This is a genomic window from Globicatella sp. PHS-GS-PNBC-21-1553 (genome assembly GCF_033564055.1).
Lineage (GTDB): Bacteria > Bacillota > Bacilli > Lactobacillales > Aerococcaceae > Globicatella > Globicatella sulfidifaciens.
Genome location: NZ_CP085470.1, coordinates 1614565 through 1640302, shown reverse-complemented (window position 1 = coordinate 1640302; position 25738 = coordinate 1614565). Strand labels below are relative to the sequence as shown.

Genomic DNA, 25738 nt, shown 5'->3' with positions numbered 1-25738 from the left:
GTATGGCTTAACAGAATTTTAAAAATTACGACCAGCCTCTTCCCCTTTTAGATTAGCTAAGCTCTGATTGTCTGCCGCCCCTAACTTTGATACAATCCTTCATCCCGATTAATCGTATAATCCAAAAACATTGTAAGTGCTTACCATGACTATTGTTGTCACATTCTGATATGATTAGAGAGAGACAAGGATCAATAAATTATTAAATCAATCAATGAGAAAAGAGGGATATTATGGTAAAAAATTCAAGAGAAATGCTACAACAGATTTATCACGATGTAGACAAATTATATCAATATGTTTTAACGAATGGTCGACATTTTTATGACCGTTGGCAAGATAAAATTGAACGTCAAGAATTTATCGAACCTGCTAAAAACTTAGCCGCCTATCTTGCTTTACGACAAAAAGATTTAAGGCCTTTACAACAAAAATTAATTCCCTTAGGTTTATCGTCCATTGGTCGTTCGGAAGCTAAAACGATTGTAACGTTGCAAGCTTTAAGAGCTAGTCTAGCTAATTTATCTGGCCTTGAGACCAGTCATGACTATCCAACAGTCGAGCAATTCAATCAAGGTATCCAACTACTCGATCAAGAAGCCGACAAAATTTTCGGACCTGCCCCGGATGACTATCGAACCCGTATTATGGTTACTTTACCGACTGAAGCGGCTACTGATGTTAAGCTAATCGATGAAATGCTACTGGCTGGGATGAATGTGGCCCGCATTAACTGTTCTCATGATAACCCAGAAATCTGGCAACAAATGATTGAATTAGTTCGTGAACGCAGCAAAAAGCTCAATAAAACAGTTAAGATTCAAATGGATATTGCGGGTCCCAAATTAAGGGTCGATTGGGTATTTTCTTATTTTAAAAAGAATAAAGTCAAAGTAGGAGACCATGTTAAGTTACTGTCAGATATTAAACATATTGAAGCCAATTCAGACTTTGTCGTATATTTAGGTTGTCCCTTCCCTTGTGTTTACGAACAGGTAAAAGAGGGCGAACGGGTATTTTTTGATGACGGAGCTTTTAGAGCTCATGTCATTGAAGTTCAAGAACATGGGGCTGTATTAAAAATTGACCAAGTAAAAGGTGGTTCTGGTCGTATTAAAGCTCAAAAAGGCATTAACTTCCCAGATACATTACTAAATATCGATATTATCGATCAAAAAGATGAGCAAGATATAGCCTTTGCAGCGAAATGGGCCGATATTATTAATCTTTCTTTTATTCGCAGTAAAAAAGATGTTGAAGAGATTCAAGCTAAATTAAAAGAACTACTTGGCGATAAAGCGAATCAAATGCAATTAATGGTTAAAATTGAAAACAGCCAAGCCGTTGAAAATATTGTCGAAATTATTATGACGGCTGCCAGTAAAAACCCTACGGCGATCATGATTGCTCGTGGCGATTTGGCTGTCGAAGCAGGATATGTGCGCTTAGCAGAATTACAGCAAGAAATCATGTGGATTTGTGAAGCTGCTTCTGTTCCGGTGGTTTGGGCAACTGAAGTACTCGCTAACCTCGTTGACAATGGTATTCCAGCTCGTGCAGAATTGACTGACGTGGTGGAAGGTGCTCGTAGTGAATGTGTGATGTTAAATAAAGGTGATTATATTGTTCCTGCTATTAAATTATTAGCGAAGATATTGAAAAAAGTAGAGATTAATCAATTTAAGAAAACGCCTCAATTAAGAGCCTTGAACATTGCTAAACAAGCAGGCCAATATACGTTAGATGAATAACCGCAAAAAAACTCTCCCAGTGAAAACTTTCAGTTCATTGGGGGAGTTTTATTTAGAATATGTCTATGTTATGTATCTAAAGGCAATGATATCAAATTAACTAAACTTACCAAGCGTTTTGCTTAGAATCTATTTATGTTATGCCTCTTCCACATTTCTTGTTTGTTGCATTTCATAGTATAATCCTTGTTGCTTCATAAGACTTTGATGATTACCTTGTTCCACTATTTGGCCATTTTGCATCACTAAGATTAAGTCCGCTGTTTGAATGGTCGATAATCGGTGGGCAATGATAAAGCTAGTACGTCCTTGCATTAATTGTTCAAAGGCACTTTGAATAAGAATTTCCGTTCGCGTATCAATTGACGATGTCGCTTCATCCAAGATTAACAATTGCGGAACTCTAACAAATAAGCGAGCAATCGATAATAATTGTTGTTGTCCGATTGATAAAGCATCGCCACCATTATCCAAATAGGTGTCATACCCCTGTGGTAATTGTTGAATAAAATGATCCGCATGGGCTGCTTTTGCTGCTTCTACTACTAACTCACGCGTGGCATTCGGATAACCAAAGGCGATATTATCATGAACAGTGGCCGATTTAAGCCAAGTTTCTTGTAACACCATCCCAAAGTTTTCACGATAAGATTGACGACTATAATCCATGATAGGCGTTCCATCTAATAAAATGTGCCCTTGATTCACGCCGTAAAATCGCATTAATAAATTAATCAAGGTCGATTTACCTGCTCCGGTTGGTCCGACGATTGCTACTCTTTGACCAGCTTTTACTGCTAAATTCAAATCTTCAATTAACGGACGATCTGGCACATAACTAAAGTCGACTTGTTGAAAGTCCACATGTCCTTCAACTGAATCGGCATTTAATTGTTGAGTACCCGTTTCTACTTCACTAGATTGGTCTAAAATTTCAAATAAGCGTTCAGCACAAGCAAAAGCACCTTGAATTTCAGCTAAGACACTCGAAATATCATTAAACGGTTTAGTGTATTGATTAACATAATTTAAAAAGGTCGTTAACTCACCGACGGTAAAATTACCTTTAATAATACGAGTGGCTCCTACAAGGGTTAACAATGCATAGATCGTTGCATTGATAAAGCGTGTCGCCGGGTTGGTAATCGATGAATAAAAAATTGCTGATTGTGAGTGATCGGCATATTGTTGATTGAGCTGTTTAAAGCGTTCATTGGTTTCGGGTTGTGCATTAAATACACGTAAAATTTCAATTTGTTGAATACTTTCTTCGATCATCTGTGTTTGTTCACCACGAGATTCCGTTTGCTTTCTGAACAAGCGATAACTTTTTCCCGCAATAAACCGCGCTAAAATCAATGACAATGGGGTTAAGGCAACCACCATTAACATCATTCGCCAATCAAGACTGCCCATGGTAATAATAGTGACGACAATCGTTAGAACCCCTACAAAAAACTGATTAAAGACCATTAAAATACCGTCATTCAATTGTTCTACATCGGTTACGACACGACTCACTAAGTCTCCTGTCGACAATCGATCCACATAAGCTAAAGGAAGATGGTGCAATTTTTCTAACACTTGTTGTCGTAATGCTGTTGTCGTAGTATAAACTAGTCGATTATACAACAATGGAGCTAGCCACTGGATGATGGTATTCCCAATAATCACGGTAGCCATTTGGAATAATATTACTTTTAATGGTTCAAATTGTACTTGTCCTGGACCTACAATCATATTAACCGCACGTCCTAATAATATCGGGATTAAAATTGAAAAAGCAACTTGTAAGACGGTCATTAATAACACCATCATTAATTCCCAACGATAGACGGTAAATAAACCTAGTAATCGTTTAAAGGTTGAAGTATTATTTTTATTCATCTTCCTTCACCTCCGCTACTTTTTGCGATTGATCAATTTCTCGATAAATCGGACACCCCACTAATAATTGAGCATGCGTTCCGAGTCCAATTTGTTTCCCCTCATTCAACACCAGAATTTGATTGGCTTTTAAAACACTATGGGTCCGTTGTGAAATCATAATAATCGTCTTATCGGCAAAATGTTCTTGTACTGCTTTTTGGAAATTAGCTTCTGTTAAATAATCCAACGCAGAAGTTGAATCATCAAAAATATAGATTTCTGCTTCTTTAACTAAAGCCCGTGCTAATGTCAGACGTTGACGTTGACCACCAGAAAAATTACGTCCGAAGGCTTCTACTTTTGTATCGAGACCATTTTTCTCTTTAATAAAGCCATCTGCCTGGGCAACTTTTAATGCCTGCCACATCGCTTCTTCGCTTGCATCCGGATTAGCTAATAATAAATTACTGCGTACGGTACCCTTAAACAATGTCGCCAATTGAGGAACTAAAGCAATCGATTCCCGTAATTCACTGCGGGTATCGGTCTTTAATAGCTGTGAATTGACGCTAATTTGTCCAGCGGTTGGGTCATAATTTTTAGTCAATAATTCAATTAAGGTTGATTTTCCTGAACCGGTACTCCCAATAATACCAAAAAAGTCGCCTTTATTAATTGTAAAATTCAACTGTTCTAAAGCTGGGGCTTGGGTATTGGGATAATAAAATTGCACTTGATTAAATTCGTACAATGATTGCGGATTTGTAACGGCATTTTGTTCAAATGTTTTGGCTTCATCTTCTAAATTAAAGACTTCCACGACTCGTTTGGCACTGGTCATTGCTTTATTCATGGTGCTAATAACCATGGTTAATTTGATTAATTCTACTAAAATTTGTAATAGATAATTCACGAGTGCCACTAAGCCACCTTGCGTTAAGCTACCGACATTCACCCACTGACTGCCTTGCCAAATAATCAGTACCAAGCAAATATTGACAATCACATAGGTCAAAGGATTGGTTAGAACACTCCAATTCGTCGCTTTTAATTGTTCATGATTTAAGTGTTGGTTAGTACTCTTAAATTCTTCGATTTCTCTTGCTTCTTGTCTAAATGCACGAATGACGCGCATCCCTTTTACTTGTTGTCGAGTCAATTGTACTAGATGATCCAGGCGTTTTCTCACATTGGTAAACATCGGACTCGTTAATTTTAAGATACCTCCGACCACTACAAATAATAGGATAATCATTGTAGTAAAAATTAAAGCCACGCGGCTTTCAATTTGCATCGCCATTACTAAAGACCCAATAACAATAAAGGGAGAACGTAAAAATAGCCTAAAAAAGATGTTGACGCCCGTTTGCATTTGGAAAGTATCGGAAGTCATGCGGTTAACTAAACTTGCCGGTGAATTTTTATCCACTTCCGCTTGCGGTAATGCCATAATTTTCTTAAAAAGCTCATTGTTAAGCTGGCGAGTAAATCCAACCGCCGCTTTTGCTGAATAGTATTGAGCGGTGATAGCTAAAATAAACCCTACTAAGCCTACCACAATCATTAAGAATATGTATCTTAATACTTGCGAGGTCTCTCCTGAAGGAATCGCCTCATCAATAACGCGAGCGACAATCATCGGGACGGTTAATTCTAATAATGCTTCACATAGTTTAAATACAGGACCTAAAATACTTTCTTTTTGATAGCCGTTAAAATATTGTAATAGTTGTTTCATTGATTCACCCCTTCCCATCTTGCTTGAAGTTTCTGCTGTAAAGTTGAAATAGGATGTTCTTGATCACTAGCAGTCGTTGTGAGTCCCTGACTACCTGCTATTAGAGCCTGTAAATCATCTTCTAATTGAACCGGCACCACTTGTAAGTTCCAGGTCCGATGTGAGAAAACATGCTTCACTTTCGGCAAAGCAACAATCATTTGGATCGGGTTCATCATCAGCTTTAACTTGAGCGCCCCTAATCCTAATTGTTCAAAATAATCCTCTAAGGGCGTTAACAATTCATCTTCAGTCGCACTATCTAAGACAATATCATACTCAAAAATTGGATAATGCCATAACCCTGTTAAGAGTTCATCAGCTGTATGTTGACGGTACAACACTGAGCCTTTTAGGTCTTGAATACGATACGCCAACATTTGATGTTTAGTATTTTTGATTTTCTTTTTCTTGACCGGATATAGCGCAGCTGTTTCGTTAATATACGATTGATCATAAGCCTTAATAGGACTGTCCTTTGGATAATAATTGGTCGGTGTCATCACCGTTGCCCCTAAATCCATCATCGCTTGATTAAAATCTCCGGGACGCTCTGGATCAATTAATTCATATAAAATTTCCGCAAAAATCTTTCTTGAACTTGGTTTTGAAATATCAGCATCCAATTCAAACATCCGCGCGGTAACACGTAATAAATTGCCATCGATCGCTGGTTCAACTAAGTCAAATGCCATACTCCCAATTGCTGCTGCGGTATAGGGGCCTATTCCTTTTAATTTTAATAATTCCGGCAACGTTTGAGGCATCTGACCTTGATGATGTTCCATTATTTGTTGGGCGGCCACTTTTAAATTACGCGCACGAGAATAATACCCTAGACCTTGCCATAATAACAATAATTCCTGCTCATCAACATTAGCTAATGCCTCAATTGTTGGTAATGCCTTAATAAATCGCTCAAAATAAGGAATAACAGTTGTTACTTGTGTCTGCTGTAACATAATTTCACTAATCCAAATATAATAAGGATTACGAGTGCGTCTCCATGGTAAATCACGTTTGTTTTGATCATACCAATCTAAGAGCGCTGCCCGAAATCCTTTAACTTTTTGATCATCCCATCCATATTTTGCTAAAACTTGAGTCACAAAACGCTCCTTTCTCTTGTTCAAAAAATCAAAGTGAGTGTCTGTCGAGTTATCATATCCTCTTTTTAAAGTAGCTTAGCTTCTCATTTTAAACACTCACTCGTAATATATATTTAGAAGGTCATTTCACACCCTTCTGATCGTCTCTGTTTCTCTTGATTTACCGAACATTCTGTCATAAATAAGGGGCTATCCGTTGTTAGACTGGACGATTTCGAAGAAATCGAACAGGATGACAATGGCAAGCAAGCGAAGCGCGCTAGCTCAGCCTCATTTCAATTCATAAAATGTTCAATTGTCCCTTTATATTGCTTGGTTACTGTGAGATATTGTAGGATAATAAGTCTTGGAAAGGGACTTACGGGAATATGCTGTTCACTCCTGTGGCTTTGTCTACTTCTTAAGTCTGTAACCCAGACCATTGATGTCACAACCAACACACTAGCTGTTTCCACCCTGGTTCACACCCGCTAGTAGGCGAGTGGCAGCTTGAATCAGCGTGATAAGTATTCTATTAAGCGAGGCTGTTATAGGCAATGGTATCCTGGGATATCCCACAGTAACCAAGCAATTTCCAAATATTATCGAAAGGAGGTCCCTCACATGAACTTATATGTCGGTTTAGATGTTAGTCTAGCTAAGCTAGATGTCTGTTGTTTAACGGATGATGAACAATTTTCTGTTTTGTTAGAACGTTCTTTTAAAAATGATCACGACGGTGCCACTGAACTGAAAGAATGGATTCTTCAAGCTTATCAGGACTATCACTTTGATCGAATCGTCATCGGCATGGAATCCACATCAGCTTATAGCTTTCATCCCGGTTACTTCTTCAAAGAAGACCCGGAGCTGAGTGAGCTGAATGTGGTAGTCACAATTGAAGAACCAAGCAAAATCAAGAAATATCGTGAAGTTTTCTCCGAAAATAAAAACGATGCTTTAGATGCGTTCTATATTGCTGATTACTTGCGAATCCAAAGGTTTAATCTCTCTTTCTTAAAGGAAGACCAATACATCGCCTTACAGCACCTTACACGGTCTCGCTATCAATTAATCAAGCAACTCACCACAGTCAAGCAACACTTCCTAGAAAATCTTTACTATAAATGTAATACGCTTTCGATGAATCTTAAGGAAGATGGGCATTCCACGACTGCCCTCAGTGCTACCGTCATCTCACTCATGACCGAAGACTATTCACTGGATGACCTGGCTAATATGCCTTTAGAAGAACTTGGGCAATTAATTCAAAAACTAGGACGGGGACGCTTCAAAGCACCCGAAGACTTAGCTAAAACAATCCAAAAAGCCATTCGTTCTAGTTATCGTCTCTCTAAGGTCCATGCCCAATCCATTGATATCGTGCTGGCTGTCTTAGTCCGTGAGATTCGATCACTTGAAAAAGCAATCAAAGAGCTCGACAAAGGGATTGAAGATATTGTTCAAACCCTACCAGAATATCAGTGCTTAACTTCTATTCCTGGTATTGGTCCGGTCTATGCTGCTGGAATCATCGCTGAAATCGGACAGATTGAACGCTTTGATTCTCAAGCAAAAATCGCCAAGTATGCCGGGTTATCCTGGAAGGAAAATCAGTCGGGAAAACGTTCGTCCCAAAACACACCGATGATTCATCGGGGCAATCGGTTCTTGCGTTATTACCTAGTTGAAGCTGCCAACTCTGTTAAACGTTATTTACCTGAATATGCCCAGTTCTATCATAAGAAATTCCAAGAAGTACCTAAACATCAGCACAAACGTGCCCTCGTCTTAACCGCAAGAAAATTAGTGCGTCTGGTGGATGTGCTACTACGCAATCACCAACTCTATACGCCACCGGAGGTGTTGCATAGATAAAAGACGAACAAAATAGAGCTAATTATTAATAAAGTTCGTGAAAAAAACGCGATTTCACGAGTGTTTATTTAGTGCGCCCTTAAACATCTAAATGATCAAAAGCCGAGTCTAAAATAATTTATTTTTCTCTTGACTTATTACCACTAGACTTAACTTTATTCTTCAATAAATGCTTCTTCATTTTCAGCCATCCACGTTTTAATTAAGTCATAATCAAAGCCCTTGCGCATCATACTTTCAGTCATTTTTTGCTTTAATTGAAACCCTGAATGTTTGCGGCGCCATTTACGTAATTGCTTTTCAGCCTCTTTGGCTAATAAATCATCTTGCCGTTCTGCGCTAGCTGATAAATCCACTTCATGCATCACTTGTTGAATCAAATCATGATCATAGCCTTTATTATTCAACATTTGTCGCGTCTTTTCAATCAGTTTTTTGGGTGGATATTGCTTTTTAATCCGCGCATATTTGTCAGCGAGTGCTTGAGCATTTTCCACTGCTAACTCAGCAGGATATTCTTGCATCGCCTCATCAATTAAATGCACTGCGACCCCTTTTTGCTGCAATTCACGCCTTAATAATGCTGGCCCTTTTTGATTTAAATTAGCATGCGTGCGCACATATGATTGACTATAAAATAAGTCATTTAAGTATTTTTGTTCCGTCAATTTCTCAATCGCTTGTTCAATATATAATGCTTCATTAGGATGCGGTTGCTCCTCTTGTTCCTTATGGCGATCGGCTAAATATTTTGTTAAATAATCACGCGTTTCTTTTACCGTCTTCAAGCCATGGGCTAAATATTTAATCGCTTGATTATAAATCGAATGTTGATATTCGGCTTCAGCAATTTCATTTAAATCTTTGGCAGTGACCGTTTGTGCTTTAAACAAAGCAAATTTCACTAGGACGGCTTCATTGACTCCCATCCAAAATTCATCATCCACATAAAGTGAGTAGCGTTCGCTATTTTTCTTTTGCTTTTCAATTCTCGTGATTTTCATTGAAGCCACCTCCTTTAATTGTTTTTCTAGTAAAATTTAATTAATCTTGATTAACAATGACTATTAGACTGAGCAGCCACATTAGATGTGGTTTTGGGGCAAGAAGCAGAAATTAGCTATTTTACTTTGTCTTCCACTATAAAAGCAGTTTTTAAGGAAATGGAATAAAACGAATGATTTTCGCTTCGTCTGCCTATCCTCGCACAGTTGGGAGTGTACCAGAAGTAGAAGATGAAATAATTTTCGCTTTGTCTGTTCACTTTCAAACCTGTCTTTAAGACGTAGTTTGATGCCAATCAACCACTACACTTTTAATTATCTAACAATTACTTGACTGAAGTTAGCCTGTTTTTGCCCAGTCTCACTCAACACTACGCACTAAAATAAATAGATGGAACCCAAATGATTTTTTTAATTTTTACCTGACAATACTCAACACTACGCTTGTCTTTAACAAGCACTTACTAACTGTAGTTTATCAATTTTTACTTATTTATTTTTAAAACGAGCCATTTCAGTTAATAAATCATCCGCCATTTGTAATGATGAGTCCGTAATGGTCTTTCCGGACATCATTTGTGCTAAGATTTCGCGGCGCTCATTAATCGTTAAAGTATTGACGACCGTTGAGGTCCGATTATTGGCGACTTGTTTTTGAATATATAATTGTTCATGGGCAATGGCCGCTACCTGTGCCAAGTGGGTAATACAAAGCACTTGATTATGAAAGGCAATTTGGGCAATTTTTTCAGCAATCGCTTGTGCTACCCGTCCCGATACACCGGTATCAATCTCATCAAAGACCATCGTATGTTCACTTAATTGGCGACTAAATACAGCTTTTAAAGCTAGCATAAAACGTGAGAGTTCGCCACCACTGGCTACTTTAACGAGTGGTTTGCTTGCTTCACCGACGTTGGTCATCGCATAAAACTCTGCCTCGTCTTGCCCTTCAATTGATAAATTAATCCACTCTACCGTTCCTAACTCATCTAATTCAATTTGTTCGGTTGCTAAAGTATTAAATCTTACTTCAAAGCGACTATGAGGCATATACAAATCTGCCAGTTCATGTTCAATCGCCGTAACTAACCCTTTGGCCAATTTTTGACGTTCGGCAGTTAATTGTTGTGCTAGTGTTAAGGCCTCTTGATAAGCTGTATTAAATTTTAAAGCTAAATCTTTTAAGTAAGCTTCGCGATTTCGAACTTGGTAAATTTCTTCAGAAATTTGATCATAATAATCCAAAATCTCGTCAATTTCCATGCCATACTTACGTTTCAATTGGCCTAACTCATTTAAACGGGCTTCGACCTCATCAATCGATTGATCCCCCGTATCAAAACCGTCATTACTCATCGCCACTTGATGCGCTATTTCTTGTAAATCAATTCGAATGGATTTGACTTGGTCTAAAATCGCCGGGTATTGATCATCAAAATCTTTAATTTGATTCAATTCATCAATCACTTCACTTAAATTTCCCAAAATACTACTGTCACTATCTGACATTAAATAATTAATCGATTCCATCGCGTGGGTTATCTTTGTCGCATTTTGCAATTTGGCACTAATGGCCTCTAATTGTTCATATTCTTCTTTGACTAAATGCGCTGCCTCAATCTCATTCACTTGGAACTCTAAAAACTCAAGCGTTGCATTTGCTCTTGTTCATTTTTTTGACTCTTAAACCATTGGCGACGAATCGCAGCATACTGTTCGTACGCGGTTTGATATTTTTCTTTTAATTGAATAAATCGTTGATCGCCTAATTGATCGACTAAACTTAAATGTTGCGTATTATCTAATAAGGCTTGGTGTTCATTTTGACCGTGTATGTCAACTAAATGACTACCGATTCTTTTAAGGGCAGTGACATTTAATAATTGACCATTCACCCGTATTAAATTTTTACCTTGATTGTTAATTTCACGGCGAATAATTAATCCATCTTCAAGTAAATGTTCCGTATCAATTGAAAGCTCTTCTAATAAATGAATAAGCGCAGTTGGTTGCTCATTAAAAGAGAATAACCCTTCGACCACCAACTTTTCACTATCTTGTCGAATGAATTCATTTGATCCACGTCCACCACATAAGATGCCTAAAGCATCAATAATAATGGATTTTCCGGCACCAGTTTCTCCTGATAAAACGGTCATTCCTTGTGAAAAATCAATCGTTACTTGATCAATTATCGCAAAAGACTCAATGGTTAAACTTTGTAGCATAGTACACCTCAATTAAAATGTTTCATGTGCTTGTTTGACTACTTCTTCAATCTTAATCTGTTGCCAACTTTGATTATTTAATTGTTTGGCATTTTTTAATTTAGCTAAAAACTCAATATTTCCTTCACCACCGGTAATCGGTGAAAAAGTTAAATCTTCAACTGTATATCCAATTGAACTAGCAAATTGTAATACTTCGGTGACCACATCAATATGCGTTTGTTGGTCTTTAACAATACCATTTTTTCCAACTCTCTCACGTCCAGCTTCAAACTGAGGTTTAATTAAGGTTAATACATAACCATCTTGCGCTAGAATATCAATCAGTGGTGGCAAAATTAGTCTTAAGGAAATAAACGAAACATCAATGCTGGCGATAGTAGGCTCTCCCCTAGTAAAATCGGCTGGTGTAGAATAGCGAAAGTTTTGACGTTCCATGACTTCCACTCGTGGATCGACTCTCAATGAATAAGCGAGTTGATTGTAGCCAACATCGAGAGCATAACTCATTTCAGCGCCGAATTGTAACGCAGCATCAGTGAAACCACCAGTAGAAGCACCAATATCTAATAGCCGGTGACCGGCCATATCGATGTCAAATACCTTAATGGCCTTTTCTAATTTTAAGCCGCCTCGACTGACATAAGGCATAATTTTCCCTTTAATATGAAGTTCTGAGTCTACCGGTATTTTTTCACCGGGCTTGTCGTAGCGTTGATTATTTTGGTCGTAAATTTGTCCCGCCATAATTAAACGACGCGCTTGTTCTCTAGACTCGGTTAGACCTGCTTGGACAACTAGTTTATCTATTCTTTCTTTTTTCATTTTATTGCTCCAATGTCACAAATTGTAAGAAAACCTCAAGACTGTCGTATGGTTTTCCAGTAGTTTCAGTTAGCTCGTTCAATGCTGAGCGAGCCTTTTCTAAATCAGAATTCAAAGCCTCTTTTGCTCCCTCTAAAGTCAGTAAAGCCGGATAAGTAGCTTTATGTAATTCACTATCAGCTTGGGTTTTTTTACCCGTTTCAGTTGGCGTGCCAATTTCATCCATAATATCATTATGAATTTGGAAAGCTCGTCCAAAATGAGTGGCAAATGTTTCTAATAATTGACGTTCTGAAGCAGTTAGATTGGCAATAATAGCTGCCGCTTGCACTGCAAATAAAAAAAGTTTACCCGTTTTTAAAAAATGAATATTCGCTAGTTGTTCATGAGTGATCGTTTTATTTTCTGCTTGAATGTCAAACACTTGTCCTGCCACCATACCAACAGAACCAGCCGCTTGACTTAATAAACTGATTAATTTTACTTTTTGCTCAGGCTTCAATTGGTCATCATCAGCAATCATGCCAAAGGCATCGGTTAATAAAGCGTCCCCAGCTAAAATAGCGGTCGCTTCATCAAATTTTTTGTGATTAGTCAACATACCACGGCGATAGTCATCATTATCCATCGCTGGTAAATCATCATGGATGAGCGAATAGGTATGAATGGCTTCTAAAGCATTGGCAGTGTTGAGACCTGCCTTTACCGCATCCATTGATTGAATCGCTAAGACCCATAATAACATGACGGGACGTACTCTTTTGCCGCCATTTAATAATGAATAGGTCATTGGTTCCATTAACTCTATCGGTGTCGTTTTATAACGTATATGTTGTTCTAATCCTTTTTCAAAAAACTCTGTAATGGTCTTTAATTTTAATATTTCCATTGTATTCTTTATCTTTAGCCTTATACATTAGGTACGTTAATAAAGCTAAAATCCTCCTTGTTAAAAATCGATTGTTATCTTTTACAAACTTACAAACATGATGCTTTCGGTTATCCTGCTAAATTTGACTGTAAATATCTGTCAAAGCTAGTGATATTATAACATAATCCACTAGTGTTCTCACACAATCAGTATATAAAAATCGAAGGCATTAAAAATGTTTTTGTTTTAATATTGGAAGTTACTCCTTGATTAAAATTTATATCTTACAAAACCTAACTAGTCTCTTTTTTCGATACCATAATATTCAACAGCCATTATCGAAAATTGTTACTAAAATGATGCTTTGTTATTTAATAACGTTCTTTGAAATGAGTGGACAAGAAGTAGAAAATGGTTTTTTTCACTTTGTTTGCCACCCTCGCACAGTCGGAGTGGGCCAAATGTAGATAATCAAAAGACTTTCGCTTCGTTTGCCCTCCCCGCACAGTTGGGCTTGAAGCAGAGTAGAAATACGAATCATTTTCGCTTCGTCTTGATCACCTCTCCAATGTATAAGAAAACTAACCCTATTTATAATTAATCTTTCCCTGGTCTTATGCTATTTCTTTATAAAAAATAGCTAAGCAAAAAAACGATGTGCTTTTTGCCTAGCTTCTGGGAAATTATATTTCTTCTGCGTCTAAATTCACTTCACCTTGTGGTGTCATCATTTTAGCGACGGTTTGTTCTGCTTCAGTCAATGTTTTTTGACAATATTGACTCAATTCAATTCCTTCTTTAAAAGATGCCAAAGCTTCTTCTAAGGGTAATTCACCACGTTCTAATTGTTGCACAATTTGTTCTAATTGTGTTAATGCGGCTTCAAAATTTTCTGGTTGCTTTGCTGTTTTTTTAGTTGCCATTTATTTATCTCCTTTAAGTTTTTCAATAGAATTAACGGTTGCATTAATCTTGCCATCCAATAGTCGTATTTCAACATCATCTTGCTGCTCAAGACTCGCGACTGATTTAACGACATTTCCATCTTTAGACACAACCGAATAGCCTCTAGCTAAAATATTTAAGGGACTATAGGCTTCGAGTTGAACGACTCCTTGCTTAAACTGATGTTCTTTTTTATTTAATAAGAGTTGCATCGAATAAGCCATACGTTCAGTCATCCGCTCTACCAATTGACTTTGCTGATTGATGCGATTGGCTGGCGAAGCCGATCCTAATTTTTGACTCGCTAACTCTACTTGATGTCGTTGCTTTTGCAAATATTTTTGTTGATGTTGCCATAAAGCCGTTGTTAAATTATCCAGTTGTTGAGTGTAAGCTTGATATAACCTTTCTGGTTGGGTCAAAATATAAGATTGCTGGACATTTGATAAACGCTTTTGCTTTTGCTTAAATTGGGCATTAATGGCATAGATTAATCGTTCGGATTGACCATTTAAATAGGCTAAGATATCAGTCATAACGGGCACTGACATTTCCGCAGCTGCTGTTGGAGTGGGTGCTCTTAAATCAGCTACTAAATCAGCAATCGTCGTATCTGTTTCATGACCGATAGATGAAATGACCGGTATCGGACAGTCTAATATGGCTTTTGCTACAACTTCTTCGTTAAACGGCCATAAATCTTCAATTGAGCCTCCACCACGCGCAAGAATCACCGTATCAAACTCACTGGCTAAGTTTTTGACTTTATCAAAGGCTGACGCGATTTCACCGGCTGCTTCTTGTCCTTGTACCCTGGTTGGAAAGACCGTTACTTGAACAATCGGATAGCGCCGTTTGATCGTTGTTAAAATATCGCGAATGACCGCTCCGCTTGGACTCGTAATGACCGCAATTTTCTTAGGAAATTTTTCAATGGGTCGATTTAAAACATCAAATAAACCTTCTTTTCTAAATTTCTCTTTCAGCTGTTCTAGAGCTTGGTAAAGTGCTCCTACCCCATCAGGCTGCAAGTTTTCAATAGTGATTTGATATTGGCCACTTTTTTCATATAAACCGACTCGCCCGACCGCAAGGACTTTCATTCCTTCTTCTAGTTTGAACGGAAGTTTATTAAAGGCATGTTTGAACATGACTGCATTAATAACGGCACCATCGTCCTTTAAACTAAAATATTGATGGGCATTCGGTCGCATCCTAAAATTTGATACTTCTCCCACAACAAAAACTTTTTGTAAGTGAGGATCAACATCAAACTTTCGTTTTAAATATTGAGTGAGGGCTTTGACCGTTAAATATTTTTCGTTCAAAAGAACACCTACTTTCTAAAGCGTTTGATAATCAATATCATGTTGACGACAAGCACACTCCAATGTTTGTTCCATTAACATCGCAACCGTCATCGGTCCCACACCACCTGGAACGGGCGTAATGGCACTGACCATATCTTCAACTTCTTCAAAAGCAACATCTCCCGCTAAACGGCCATCTGGTAAACGATTAATCCCGACGTCAATGACAACAGCACCTGGTTGAATATGTTCCTTCGTTAAGAGACCCGGTTTACCGGCTGCCACGACGATAATATCTGCTTGCTTAGTATGTGCTTTTAAATCTCTCGTTTTAGTATGACAAACAGTAACGGTAGCATTCTCATGTGTTAGAAGCATTTGTAATGGTAAACCAACGATTAAGCTGCGGCCAATGATAACAACATTTTTCCCTGACAAAGTAATATCATGGGCTTTTAATAAATTCAAAATTCCTTTAGGCGTGCACGGAATCACTGTCGCTTGATTGGCGATTAATTTTCCTAAATTATAGGGATGGAAACCATCGACATCTTTGTCTGGGCTAATGCGCTCAATCATCTTACGTTCATCTAAATGTTGAGGCAAAGGTAATTGAACAATCATCCCATTCACTTTTGAGTCGGCATTTAATTCATCAATCTTAGCGATTAATTCGGTTTCTGGTACCGTCTCAGGGAATTTTACCCATTCAAAATCAAAGCCGATTTGATGAGCTTTCTTTTCCTTTTGGCCGACGTAAACTTGGCTAGCTGGGTCTTCACCAACCGTTATTACTACCAATTTTGGCGTCACTTGATGATGATCTTTTAATTTTTGCGTTTTTTCTTGGAAGATGGTTAACAATTCTTTTGAACGTTTAGTTCCGCTTAGTAATTTGGTCAAATAAAGCACCTCTTTTTTTATAATCATTAAGTCATATTATACACGATATAGGGTAATTTTTCATTTTTCTAAGTGGTCATTTTTAATAAAGCGCTTAATCTACTGGTTAGTTTGTGATATAATATACATACTAATAGTGAAAGGAAGTTTTTTTATGAAGCAGTCAATCATTTCAATCCTTAAATATGAAACATTTGTCTCACCGGGTGCTTTTTTCCATTTGAAAACCGATTGGTTCCACACCGATCAAGAAATCAAAACCATCATTATTGACCAAGATAATCTCTATTCTAAATTACTATCAATTTATCCTAAAGATTTTGTGATGTATTTAGAACAAGATAAAAATGGTTCACTTTATCGCACCAATATGCCTTTAACCCTATGTGAAGAAGAAGGTTATTATACGGTTGAATGGCCGAACGATTAAATAACAATCATTATTTCATCGCCTACCAAAAGTCTGACTCTATTTCAAAAAACTCGTACCTTATGCCTGCTTTTATTGCAAAACAAAGTACGAGTTTTTAATGATTGTTCATTAACTATTAAAAAGTATTAGCTTTATTAATTACGATTCAATGAAGGTATAAAGCTGAAGTTGAATTATTAATTCACACATCTTCTGGAAAAATAAATAAAACTAGGTTATGTAGAAATGTTATATTTTTCTAAAACCATTTAATTTCATAATTTTCTATTCCAGCCTCTGAAAAAATAAAGCGTAATGCATTTAATGTTCTGTTTTTAAAATTATTTTCTTGTTCTTCTGAAACTTTATTTCCCCAAAACATCTCCATGATTATTTTATCATCTTCAAAAATAGCGGGATTTTCTACCATGTCCGAATCAGTATCAATGGCGTTTCTTAAAGCAGTAATAATAGTAATCATTGGAACTACAATTCTTTTCAGTTCGTCTGATTCTTTCTTAAATGTTAATATCAGTTTCATTTTTCCTCCTATACAAGATAACTTTTATTTAATTATATTCTACATGATAATAAAATTAAAAACAACCGTAAAATTTAATGGGAATGCAATATTTTTCAACAATTTTTAATAATACTTTTTATTTAAAAATATTATACAGTAAAAAACTTTAAATGACGTTTTGCTTTTTCACAATTATAAGGACTTTATCTTATTTAAAAATAGTGACTAAAGCTTGAATAGCTTGTTCAATTTCATCAAGCTCTAGCCCACCATAACCTAAAATATAACTTTTGTCGAACTGGTTCTTTAATTTAGCGTAGTGGTTGACTGGTTGTAAGCGAATCTTATTTTCAGCTAGCCTAGCTTGAATCACGTCAGTCTGTGGAATCTCACCCTCAAAGTTAATAATAAAGAAAAGTCCAGCCCCTGCTTCCTTAATGGTTAGGGGTAATTGGGTTTGGGTAAGTGCTGCTAGCACTGCTTTTTCCTTACGACGGTAATTAGTTCGCAGGCTATTAATATATTTAGGAAAATAAGCAGAATTAAGAAAATCAGTCATTAAATATTGCTCAAAGCTGGAAATATCATTGGTTTTTAATTTAACTTGATGGAATTTTTTCATTAATTGATCGGGTAAAACTAAATAAGACATCTTAAAAATTGACCCCATACTTTGACGAAAAGCCCCTAATAAAATGACTCGCTCTTGGTCGTCCAGACTGGTCAAAGCAGGAACAGGACGCCCCTTAAGTCGGAACTCATTATAGTAATCATTTTCAATAATATAACGATTTTCTGCCTGATAGGCCCATTTTAATAAACGCTGACGTCGACGCATTCCCATGATAATGCCAGTGGGAAACTGGTGGTTGGGAGTAGTAATCACGATGTTAGCGGAGGTAGTCTCCAAATCTTTAACGGAGAAACCATATTTATCAATCGGAATTCGAATAGTCTTTTGGTGATAATCTGTAAAGAGATCTAAATTTTTATAATAGCCAGGATCTTCTAAGGCATAAATTCCATCTTCTAATAAGGCAAATAGAGTCCGTAAGCTAGCCGTATGACCCCCTGTAATGATGATATTGTCAGGTGACGTCAACACTCCCCGGTATTTACGTAAATAATTAGCAATAGCCAAGCGTAAAGAGAGAGCACCTAAGTCATCTTTTAAATTACAATTAACCACGCTTTTGGCTAGCGCTTCGGGTGCATACTGCAATAATTTTTTTGAATTTAAAGTAGCCATATCACGATTGGCAAAGTGAAAATCATAAGTATATTGGCTGGCTTTACTTATGATAGAATCCTCATGTTTTAGGGGCTTTGTCTCAATTTCCTCAGAGGGCAACATATCAATTTCTAGTAAATCCACATAATAACCAGATCTTTCCCTCGGCACAATATAGCCTTCATCCGTCAGTTGGTCATAAGCGTTTATGACCGTATTGAGGCTGACTTTTAAATGATCTGCCAAGGCTCGCCGTGAAGGAAGTTGGTCACCACTTTTTAAATGTCCTTGGGCAATTTGCCGGATGACTTCATCGACTATTTGTAAATACAGGTGTTGGTCTTCATTAAAGTTCACGGTAAACATGCTTTTCCTCCTCTCGTCTTATCCATTATACACCAAAAAACTATTTGGACCCATAAAAATATTCAATTTTGCATCTTAAGAAACATCCAAAAGAATGTTAAAGTGGAGACATTATTTATAAAGGAGCAATCAAGATGAAATTATCAATTGAAGAAGTACATAAACAATTAGCTGGTGGCGTCATCATGGACGTGGTAAATGTGGAACAAGCTAAAATTGCTGAAGCAGCGGGTGCCGTAGCGGTCATGGCTTTAGAAAGAGTTCCTGCAGACATTCGAGCTGCTGGTGGTATTAGTCGGATGAGTGATCCTCGAATGATAAAAGAAATTCAAGCAGCAGTTTCAATACCAGTCATGGCGAAAGTAAGAATTGGTCACTTTGTCGAAGCTCAAATTTTAGAAAGTTTACAAATTGACTATATTGATGAGTCAGAAGTCTTATCAGTAGCTGATCATGTTTATCATATTAATAAACAACTATTTGAGACACCTTTCGTTTGTGGAGCTAGAGATTTAGGTGAAGCTTTACGCCGTATTCAAGAAGGGGCTAAAATGATTCGTACTAAAGGTGAAGCAGGAACAGGGGATGTCAGTCAAGCGGTTAGTCACTTAAGAAAAATCCATGAACAAATCCGCTATGTGGTGTCGTTACAAGATGATGAGCTCTTTAATCAAGCTAAGGAATTAGGCGTCTCTTATGATTTATTAAAGCAAGTCCATGATACTGGTAAATTACCTGTATTGAACTTTTCAGCTGGCGGGGTTGCAACACCTGCGGATGCGGCTTTAATGATGCAATTAGGTGCTGAAGGAGTTTTCGTTGGTTCAGGTATTTTCAAATCAGGTAATCCAGAAAAACGTGCCAAAGCCATAGTTGAAGCAGTAGCCAATTATAAAGATGCTGCTAAATTAGTCGAAGTCTCAACTGATTTAGGCGAAGCGATGGTAGGTATTAATGAAGACGAAATTAAAGTCATCATGTCTAACCGTTAATCATTAAAAACAAGTGTTTTAAAAGTCAGTGGTGATGTGCCCCCGAGGGAGTGGGCAAGAAGTAGAAAATTAAATGATTTTCGCTTCGTCTGCCCACCCCCGCATAGTTGGAAGTGAACCAGAAGTAGAAAATTGAATTATTTTCGCTTCGTTTGTTCACCCCCGCACAGTTGGGAGTAGACCAGAAGTAGAAAATCGAATGATTTTCGCTTGGTCGGCCTACCCCCGCACAGTTGAGTAGGCCTCAAAACAAGTCAAAAGACGCAGTTTGAGACCACTCAACCCCTGCGCTTTTAATAATGACCAATAACTCGATGGATTTTATCGACTTTATGCCTAAACTATTTAAGACGAAGATTGAGACCACTCAACCACTGCGCTTTTAATTATCGATCACTAATCTGAATGAATTAGTCAAGATTATTCTCAGCCTCATAAAGACGCAGTTTGAGGCCACTCAACCACTGCGCTTATAAATATCGAGCAATAACTTGATTGAATTTTTTATGTTTATAACTAACTCATTAAGACGCAGTTTGAGACCACTCAACCACTGCGCTTTTAATTATCGATCACTAATCTGAGTGAATTGGTCAAGATTATTCTCAGCCTCATAAAGACGTCATTTGAGACCACTCAACCACTGCGCTTTAAATTAAATAGATATACCTGAACAGAATTTAAAAAGTTTTTGCCCAGCCTCTATGGGGGTTATTTTATGTCTAAAAAATATAGTTACGAATTTAAACTGCATGTTGTGGAAGACTATTGTGACGGAACATTAAGTTATACAGTAATGGCGAATAGGTATAGGATTTGTACTAAAAGACTGATAGAGAAATGGATTAATATCGATAAGATTTATGGGAAGAATAGCTTAAAACTTAAAGGAGAAAAATCAAAGATCGCTCATTTCACAAAGTTTCATTTTCAAAATGGGTTCAGGTATTTTCAGTTGAAACATAATTGAACAATGTAAGCATTCCAAACGCACTATAACAACCTAAAAGAGGCAAATTATCCAATTTTTTGTTTTCATCAATTTTCACGGTGTCTTATTTTGAGACACGAAAACAGCTCTTTTTGAGAGTTATTTTCATTTTCATAAAATTTCGAAGAATAATTCGCTAAACTTGATAAAATCTTAATAATTAAGCAAAATATGTCTCAAAATGAGACACGAGCTTGTGAATGAAAATAATCTTAGCAAAATTCTCGGATGAAGGGAGTTTTCAAATTGATTTCACAAGCAATCACCGTTATCAATCAAAAAAAGCATCCGAAAATAAATTCGCATGCTAGTTGATTAATTCCTTGTTTTCTTAAGAGTATCACTTGCTTAGTTAAGTCTATTGGCTCGATAGTCAAATTTAAAATGCTATTAGTGGCTAACATCAACTATTCAATGACTCATTATAAAACAGTTTTTAGTTTTATTGCATGAACTTAAACATCGTAGTGGTTAAAACTTTTTCCGTCAATGCCAATACGCCTTCAATTACTAAACCAACATTTTTATTAATCGGCTGACATAAAATCGATAAATTCACCAAAATGTTGGGCCCAATATTGTTCATGATGTTTTTCTCCAACCATAATCCGTAACCAAGTATTTTCAATCGGTACGCCTTGAGCCAATAAAGTCGCATAATAATTTAAAGAACAATCTACATATTGTTGATTCCGCCTTTGTTCTAATTCAGGGTCAGCTAAACCATCGGTCTCCTCTGTTCCTACTTGAACATAAACTTTAGTATTTTTAGCTAAGGGATGGGCCTTGATAAACTCTAAAAATGCTCCTTCATTAAACCATGAAGCTAAAGAAAAAACACCTATTTTTCCAAAGACAGTTGGATATTTAGCTGCCAGATAAGCCGTAATGAAACCGCCCATTGAACTGCCCGCTAACCAGGTATGTTCTGCCGCTACTAAAGTGCGATATTCTTGGTCAATAAAAGGCTTCACCACTTTCACAAGCCATTCGCCATAATGGCTACCGTCGCCTCCTGCTGTTGTCATTTGACTATGATGTGTTGGATCCAGCTGCCAAGGCGAATATTCATCCAGTCTTTTTTCAGGATGATTATCAATGCCGACAATGATCATTGGAGGGCGATGATGATGCTCGTTGTACGCTTCTATCACTCGCCAAGAATGACCAACGTATGATTCCTCGTCAATAAAGACATTTTGCCCATCATGTAAGTACAGGACTCCGAAACGTTCGGTGACACTCGCTTGATATTCTTCTGGTAACCAGACACGAATGCGTCTATTTTCTTGATAGTAATCTTGGTATAAATAATGTTCTTGTAAATTCATGATTCACTCCCCTTTTCTATTATTTTTAGTATACAATGATTATAATGAAACTGCATACAAATTGATTAGATTGGAGAGAATAAAAATGACACTTGAAAAACATTATTCGGTACTCGAGGAACATTCTGCTCATAATATGGGATCAGGTGGCATGAATGTTTTAAGTACCCCGATGTTAGTAGCCTATTTAGAAAATACCAGTTATTTACATTGCCAACAATTATTATCTGAAGGTATGACCACCGTTGGTTCACAAATTAACGTTGACCACCTAGCCCCTACCCTGATTGGTGATGAGGTTAGAATCAAGATTATAGCTGTCAAACAAATTAATCGTCGCTTTGAATTTGAATTGGAAGCTTTTGATTCAAAGAAGCAAATTGCTCGGGCAACGCATACGCGTGTCATTGTAAATGAAACAAAATTTATGGAGCGTCTGTAAGTTAGTCCGATCGAGGCTGGGTATAAACTTGATAAAGTTAGTTAAGATTATTGTTCGTTAATTAAAAGCGCAGTGGTTGAGTGGTCTCAATCTACGTCTTAATGAGTTAGGTATAAGCATAAAAAATTCAATCTAGTTATTGCTCGATATTTAAAAGCGCAGTGGTTGAGTGGCCTCAAACTGCGTCTTAACGACTTGTCTGAGGCCTACTCAACTGTGCGGGGGTAGGCCAACGAAGCGAAAATTATTCAATTTTCTACTTCTGGTCTACTCAACTGTGCGGGGGTGGGCAGACAAAGCGAAAATTATTTAATTTTCTACTTCTTGCCCACTCCCCATTTTAACTGTTAAATAAATAAGTATTCACGTTAAAATGACCAGTAGCTAAATCATGATATTCACATAGTTTTACAGCTTTTCCAGTAAACAAAATAAATAACAAGGCAAGGCAAACAAAGCAAAAATCATTTAATTTGCTACTGCTTGCCCTCCCCTTAATTCGATTGGATAAATTCTTTATTAGTAATAATTTGCGCATTTTCTTTCACTAACTCTACGAGCGTCATATCATGGGTCACGATTAACACCATAACACCTTCTCGTCGCAGTTCTTCAATTAGTTTCGAAAATTCTAGAGTATTCGCTGGATCTAAAGCTGAAGTCGGTTCATCAAAACATAATAATTGGGGGCGCATCATCATCGCGCGAATAATTGCCACTCGTTGTTTTTGCCCTCCCGATAAAGTTGAGGGATAAACATCGCACTTATCCGCTAAACCAAAGCGCTCTAGCCAGCTAATCGCTGCTGCTGTTAACTCTTTTTGGGGTGCTAACTTATTCACTTTGGGTGCAAATAATAAGTTTTCTAAGACGGTCATTTGTGGAAACAATTGGTAATCTTGAAATACTAACCCTATCGCCCGTTGATAATTTTTTTGTTCGGTTTTACTAGGTTCACCATTTTCAGAAATTAAATCATAACCTGCTAACTCTATCGTGCCCTGATCCGCTGTTTCCAAAGCATTTAACATACGTAAGATGGTCGTTTTCCCACTCCCCGACTCTCCAACTAATAAAGTGAGGTCTCCCGGTTGCATCATTAAATTAAAATTTCGACAGATCAATTGGGTGCCAAAACTTTTACTTAAATTTTTTACAATTAGTGTCATAGCTTACACCCCCATTTTCTTTTCGATTTGTTTTAAAATAACAGTCGTCACGCCGGTAAAGATTAAATAGATAATCCCCACATAAACATATGGTAATAAGGATGCTTGTTGATTGGACAAAGCTTTACCGACTTTTAATAATTCTTCTAAACCTAAAACATAGATTAAAGAAGTATCTTTAATTAAAGTGATAACCTCATTTCCAATTGATGGCATCACGATGCGCCATACTTGCGGCAAAATGATTTTACGCCATCCAGCTAGTGGCGAAATCGAAAGAACTTTAATCGACTCAAATTGACCGATAGGCACTGTTTGAATGCCTCCTCGGAAAATTTCAATAAAATAAGCAGTATAATTTAAGACTAGTGTTAAAACCGCTGATTCAAAACGATCCAACACCAAACCTATTAAGGGAAGTCCAAAAAAGACAAACATCATTTGCAGTAATAAAGGTGTCCCTCTAAAAACATAAATATAGACTTGCATGAGTGCTTGTAACCACTTTGGTAAATAACGATTCAAAACCGCTAATAATAATCCTAAAGGTAAACTTAATACTAAAGTAATTACAAAAAATTGTAACGTCACACTAAAGCCTCGTCCTAGTGGCTCTAACCATTCTATCCCCATCTTAATTTCTCCTAGCCTTAAATTTTATATACTATTGACAATCATTGAAAACTGCAATCTAGTCTCCCTTGGGAAAGTAACTCTTCTCTTTTAATAATGAACGCTGCAATCCAGCTAGCCGTGCGAAGTTTCTTCCCCCGCGCTTCTCATTGACTATCATTGAACGTTACAGTTCAGCTAACCTTACTAGAAATCATACATTCGGCACCAACGAAACACCGAAATAATGCTAGTTTTATCAACCTGTCATTATCAAACCTATCTTGCCACTTTTACTAAGCTAATCGTAATGTTCAAGATCGTGATTATATTGATACCGTTTTGGATAATGACTATTTGTTCAATGAACCTGATTATTCTTTAATCTCAACAAACCATTTAGCTTTAATTTCATCAAATGTTCCATCTTCGGTTACTGCTTTTAAAGCGGCATTGAATTCTTCTACAAATTCACTATCCGATTTTCTGAAACCAACGGCGTATTCTTCTTCACCGAAATTATCTTCTAAAATACGGTAGCTATCGGCATTGTCTTTTTGGCTTAAATAATAAGTAGCGAGTGTTTCGTCAACGACAATTGCATCTGCTCGGCCATTGTCTAAATCAGCGAAAACTTCTACAAAGGTCGCATAGGTAATCGGTGTTGCACCATCGATGGTTTTGGTAAAGGCTTCATCTGCTAAAATTGCTTCTAAGGCAGAAGATTCTGCTTGAGTTGCGACCACTTTATCAGCTAAATCAGCTTTCGATTCAATACCATTATCAGCTTTAACAATAATGACTTGACGATTATCTATATAAGCATCAGAGAATGCAACTACTTTTTCACGTTCATCAGTAATTGTATAGCCATTCCAAATCATATCGATATTGCCGGTATTCAATTCGGTTTCTTTGGTACTCCAGTCAATCGGTTGAAATTCAAATTCCACACCCATTTTGTCAAAAACGGCGCTTGCTAAATCAACATCAAAACCAACGATATTGCCTTTTTCATCTTTAAAGCCAAAGGGCGCAAAGGTATCATCAAAACCGACAACTACTTTATCTTCTTTATTAATCATGGGTTCTGCCGCCATTACAACGGGAGATGCAACCATTAAACCTAAAACCGCCACTAACATTTTTTTGATCTTTTTCATAATATATGCTCCTTTTTTAAATTGATTGCGAAAGTCGACTATCCTAAAAAAATA

22 protein-coding genes are annotated in these 25738 nt (G+C 37.1%); 5 read left to right on the top strand and 17 right to left on the bottom strand.

Annotated elements, in window-relative coordinates:
* The first annotated feature begins 233 nt into the window (after nucleotides 1-233).
* On the top strand, nucleotides 234-1751 hold the full coding sequence (locus LB888_RS07805; protein WP_318752502.1) for a pyruvate kinase: 1518 nt from the start codon (nucleotides 234-236) through the stop codon (nucleotides 1749-1751).
* A gap of 138 nt (nucleotides 1752-1889) precedes the next feature.
* On the opposite strand, the gene LB888_RS07800 is transcribed toward LB888_RS07805, so the two are convergent.
* The 3 genes from LB888_RS07800 to mutY are packed head-to-tail and all read right to left on the bottom strand — an operon-like array spanning nucleotide 1890 to nucleotide 6506.
* A complete protein-coding gene (locus tag LB888_RS07800; protein ID WP_318752501.1) occupies nucleotides 1890-3638 on the bottom strand; it encodes an ABC transporter ATP-binding protein in 1749 nt (582 codons plus the stop codon).
* On the bottom strand, nucleotides 3631-5358 hold the full coding sequence (locus LB888_RS07795; RefSeq protein ID WP_318752500.1) for an ABC transporter ATP-binding protein: 1728 nt from the start codon (nucleotides 5356-5358) through the stop codon (nucleotides 3631-3633). The genes LB888_RS07800 and LB888_RS07795 overlap by 8 nt, the downstream gene beginning before the upstream one ends.
* A complete protein-coding gene (gene mutY / locus LB888_RS07790) occupies nucleotides 5355-6506 on the bottom strand; it encodes an A/G-specific adenine glycosylase (protein WP_318752499.1) in 1152 nt (383 codons plus the stop codon). The genes LB888_RS07795 and mutY overlap by 4 nt, the downstream gene beginning before the upstream one ends.
* Nucleotides 6507-7109: 603 nt before the next feature.
* Here mutY and LB888_RS07785 point away from each other — a divergent pair.
* A complete protein-coding gene (locus tag LB888_RS07785) occupies nucleotides 7110-8363 on the top strand; it encodes an IS110 family transposase (RefSeq protein ID WP_318752279.1) in 1254 nt (417 codons plus the stop codon).
* A gap of 155 nt (nucleotides 8364-8518) precedes the next feature.
* Here LB888_RS07785 and recX read toward each other — a convergent pair whose 3' ends face one another.
* The 8 genes from recX to folD all read right to left on the bottom strand — a co-directional run bounded on the left by recX (nucleotide 8519) and on the right by folD (nucleotide 16452).
* Nucleotides 8519-9367 (bottom strand): recombination regulator RecX, encoded by an 849-nt coding sequence (gene recX / locus LB888_RS07780; RefSeq protein WP_318752498.1) that lies wholly within the window; start codon nucleotides 9365-9367, stop codon nucleotides 8519-8521.
* 489 nt (nucleotides 9368-9856) lie between these two features.
* Nucleotides 9857-10999, bottom strand: a complete 1143-nt coding sequence (locus LB888_RS07775) for a hypothetical protein (RefSeq protein ID WP_318752497.1) — start codon at nucleotides 10997-10999, stop codon at nucleotides 9857-9859.
* 8 nt (nucleotides 11000-11007) lie between these two features.
* Nucleotides 11008-11598, bottom strand: coding sequence for an AAA family ATPase (locus LB888_RS07770; protein ID WP_318752496.1), 591 nt, complete (start codon nucleotides 11596-11598; stop codon nucleotides 11008-11010).
* A gap of 12 nt (nucleotides 11599-11610) precedes the next feature.
* Nucleotides 11611-12423, bottom strand: coding sequence for a TlyA family RNA methyltransferase (locus LB888_RS07765; protein ID WP_071407645.1), 813 nt, complete (start codon nucleotides 12421-12423; stop codon nucleotides 11611-11613).
* Between the two features lies 1 nt (nucleotide 12424).
* Entirely contained in the window at nucleotides 12425-13312 is an 888-nt protein-coding gene (locus LB888_RS07760; RefSeq protein ID WP_318752495.1) for a farnesyl diphosphate synthase, read from the bottom strand.
* A gap of 665 nt (nucleotides 13313-13977) precedes the next feature.
* Nucleotides 13978-14217, bottom strand: coding sequence for an exodeoxyribonuclease VII small subunit (xseB, locus tag LB888_RS07755; protein WP_066124527.1), 240 nt, complete (start codon nucleotides 14215-14217; stop codon nucleotides 13978-13980).
* Nucleotides 14218-15567: an exodeoxyribonuclease VII large subunit gene (gene xseA / locus LB888_RS07750; protein WP_318752494.1), complete on the bottom strand. Its 1350-nt coding sequence runs from the start codon at nucleotides 15565-15567 to the stop codon at nucleotides 14218-14220.
* Between the two features lie 15 nt (nucleotides 15568-15582).
* Nucleotides 15583-16452, bottom strand: coding sequence for a bifunctional methylenetetrahydrofolate dehydrogenase/methenyltetrahydrofolate cyclohydrolase FolD (gene folD, locus LB888_RS07745; RefSeq protein ID WP_078754905.1), 870 nt, complete (start codon nucleotides 16450-16452; stop codon nucleotides 15583-15585).
* Between the two features lie 154 nt (nucleotides 16453-16606).
* On the opposite strand from folD, the gene LB888_RS07740 reads away from it, so the two are divergent.
* On the top strand, nucleotides 16607-16882 hold the full coding sequence (locus LB888_RS07740) for a hypothetical protein (RefSeq protein WP_318752493.1): 276 nt from the start codon (nucleotides 16607-16609) through the stop codon (nucleotides 16880-16882).
* Nucleotides 16883-17123: 241 nt separating this feature from the next.
* Here LB888_RS07740 and LB888_RS07735 read toward each other — a convergent pair whose 3' ends face one another.
* Both LB888_RS07735 and LB888_RS07730 read right to left on the bottom strand, forming a co-directional pair.
* Nucleotides 17124-17405 carry a hypothetical protein gene (locus LB888_RS07735; protein ID WP_318752492.1) on the bottom strand — a complete coding sequence of 94 codons (282 nt, stop codon included), beginning with the start codon at nucleotides 17403-17405 and terminating at the stop codon, nucleotides 17124-17126.
* Between the two features lie 190 nt (nucleotides 17406-17595).
* Nucleotides 17596-18984, bottom strand: coding sequence for a PLP-dependent aminotransferase family protein (locus LB888_RS07730; protein ID WP_318752491.1), 1389 nt, complete (start codon nucleotides 18982-18984; stop codon nucleotides 17596-17598).
* A gap of 134 nt (nucleotides 18985-19118) precedes the next feature.
* On the opposite strand from LB888_RS07730, the gene pdxS reads away from it, so the two are divergent.
* Nucleotides 19119-19976, top strand: coding sequence for a pyridoxal 5'-phosphate synthase lyase subunit PdxS (pdxS, locus tag LB888_RS07725; protein ID WP_276934449.1), 858 nt, complete (start codon nucleotides 19119-19121; stop codon nucleotides 19974-19976).
* 1518 nt (nucleotides 19977-21494) lie between these two features.
* On the opposite strand, the gene LB888_RS07720 is transcribed toward pdxS, so the two are convergent.
* Nucleotides 21495-22298, bottom strand: coding sequence for an alpha/beta hydrolase (locus tag LB888_RS07720; protein WP_318752490.1), 804 nt, complete (start codon nucleotides 22296-22298; stop codon nucleotides 21495-21497).
* Nucleotides 22299-22383: 85 nt separating this feature from the next.
* Between LB888_RS07720 and LB888_RS07715 the strand changes: the two genes are divergently transcribed.
* Nucleotides 22384-22740, top strand: a complete 357-nt coding sequence (locus LB888_RS07715; protein ID WP_318752489.1) for a thioesterase family protein — start codon at nucleotides 22384-22386, stop codon at nucleotides 22738-22740.
* A 494-nt stretch (nucleotides 22741-23234) separates the two neighbouring features.
* On the opposite strand, the gene LB888_RS07710 is transcribed toward LB888_RS07715, so the two are convergent.
* From LB888_RS07710 to LB888_RS07700, 3 genes are all read right to left on the bottom strand, one after another.
* Nucleotides 23235-23909: an amino acid ABC transporter ATP-binding protein gene (locus LB888_RS07710; protein ID WP_276934479.1), complete on the bottom strand. Its 675-nt coding sequence runs from the start codon at nucleotides 23907-23909 to the stop codon at nucleotides 23235-23237.
* Nucleotides 23910-23912: 3 nt separating this feature from the next.
* The gene (locus LB888_RS07705; protein WP_318752488.1) at nucleotides 23913-24542 is read right to left on the bottom strand and encodes an amino acid ABC transporter permease; all 630 of its coding nucleotides are present in this window, start codon (nucleotides 24540-24542) and stop codon (nucleotides 23913-23915) included.
* Between the two features lie 353 nt (nucleotides 24543-24895).
* Entirely contained in the window at nucleotides 24896-25684 is a 789-nt protein-coding gene (locus tag LB888_RS07700) for an amino acid ABC transporter substrate-binding protein (RefSeq protein WP_318752487.1), read from the bottom strand.
* Nucleotides 25685-25738 lie beyond the last annotated feature (54 nt).

Excerpts from the sequence above, each read along its gene's own strand:
- LB888_RS07785 (WP_318752279.1), top strand. The coding sequence starts at position 7,110 with ATGAACTTATATGTCGGTTTAGATGTTAGTCTAGCTAAGCTAGATGTC.
- LB888_RS07760 (WP_318752495.1), bottom strand. The coding sequence starts at position 13,312 with ATGGAAATATTAAAATTAAAGACCATTACAGAGTTTTTTGAAAAAGGA.
- LB888_RS07805 (WP_318752502.1), top strand. The coding sequence starts at position 234 with ATGGTAAAAAATTCAAGAGAAATGCTACAACAGATTTATCACGATGTA.
- LB888_RS07705 (WP_318752488.1), bottom strand. The coding sequence starts at position 24,542 with ATGGGGATAGAATGGTTAGAGCCACTAGGACGAGGCTTTAGTGTGACG.
- pdxS (WP_276934449.1), top strand. The coding sequence starts at position 19,119 with ATGAAATTATCAATTGAAGAAGTACATAAACAATTAGCTGGTGGCGTC.
- LB888_RS07770 (WP_318752496.1), bottom strand. The coding sequence starts at position 11,598 with ATGCTACAAAGTTTAACCATTGAGTCTTTTGCGATAATTGATCAAGTA.
- recX (WP_318752498.1), bottom strand. The coding sequence starts at position 9,367 with ATGAAAATCACGAGAATTGAAAAGCAAAAGAAAAATAGCGAACGCTAC.
- LB888_RS07795 (WP_318752500.1), bottom strand. The coding sequence starts at position 5,358 with ATGAAACAACTATTACAATATTTTAACGGCTATCAAAAAGAAAGTATT.
- LB888_RS07710 (WP_276934479.1), bottom strand. The coding sequence starts at position 23,909 with ATGACACTAATTGTAAAAAATTTAAGTAAAAGTTTTGGCACCCAATTG.
- LB888_RS07715 (WP_318752489.1), top strand. The coding sequence starts at position 22,384 with ATGACACTTGAAAAACATTATTCGGTACTCGAGGAACATTCTGCTCAT.
- LB888_RS07730 (WP_318752491.1), bottom strand. The coding sequence starts at position 18,984 with ATGTTTACCGTGAACTTTAATGAAGACCAACACCTGTATTTACAAATA.
- xseB (WP_066124527.1), bottom strand. The coding sequence starts at position 14,217 with ATGGCAACTAAAAAAACAGCAAAGCAACCAGAAAATTTTGAAGCCGCA.
- LB888_RS07720 (WP_318752490.1), bottom strand. The coding sequence starts at position 22,298 with ATGAATTTACAAGAACATTATTTATACCAAGATTACTATCAAGAAAAT.
- LB888_RS07700 (WP_318752487.1), bottom strand. The coding sequence starts at position 25,684 with ATGAAAAAGATCAAAAAAATGTTAGTGGCGGTTTTAGGTTTAATGGTT.
- LB888_RS07735 (WP_318752492.1), bottom strand. The coding sequence starts at position 17,405 with ATGAAACTGATATTAACATTTAAGAAAGAATCAGACGAACTGAAAAGA.
- LB888_RS07740 (WP_318752493.1), top strand. The coding sequence starts at position 16,607 with ATGAAGCAGTCAATCATTTCAATCCTTAAATATGAAACATTTGTCTCA.
- LB888_RS07800 (WP_318752501.1), bottom strand. The coding sequence starts at position 3,638 with ATGAATAAAAATAATACTTCAACCTTTAAACGATTACTAGGTTTATTT.
- LB888_RS07765 (WP_071407645.1), bottom strand. The coding sequence starts at position 12,423 with ATGAAAAAAGAAAGAATAGATAAACTAGTTGTCCAAGCAGGTCTAACC.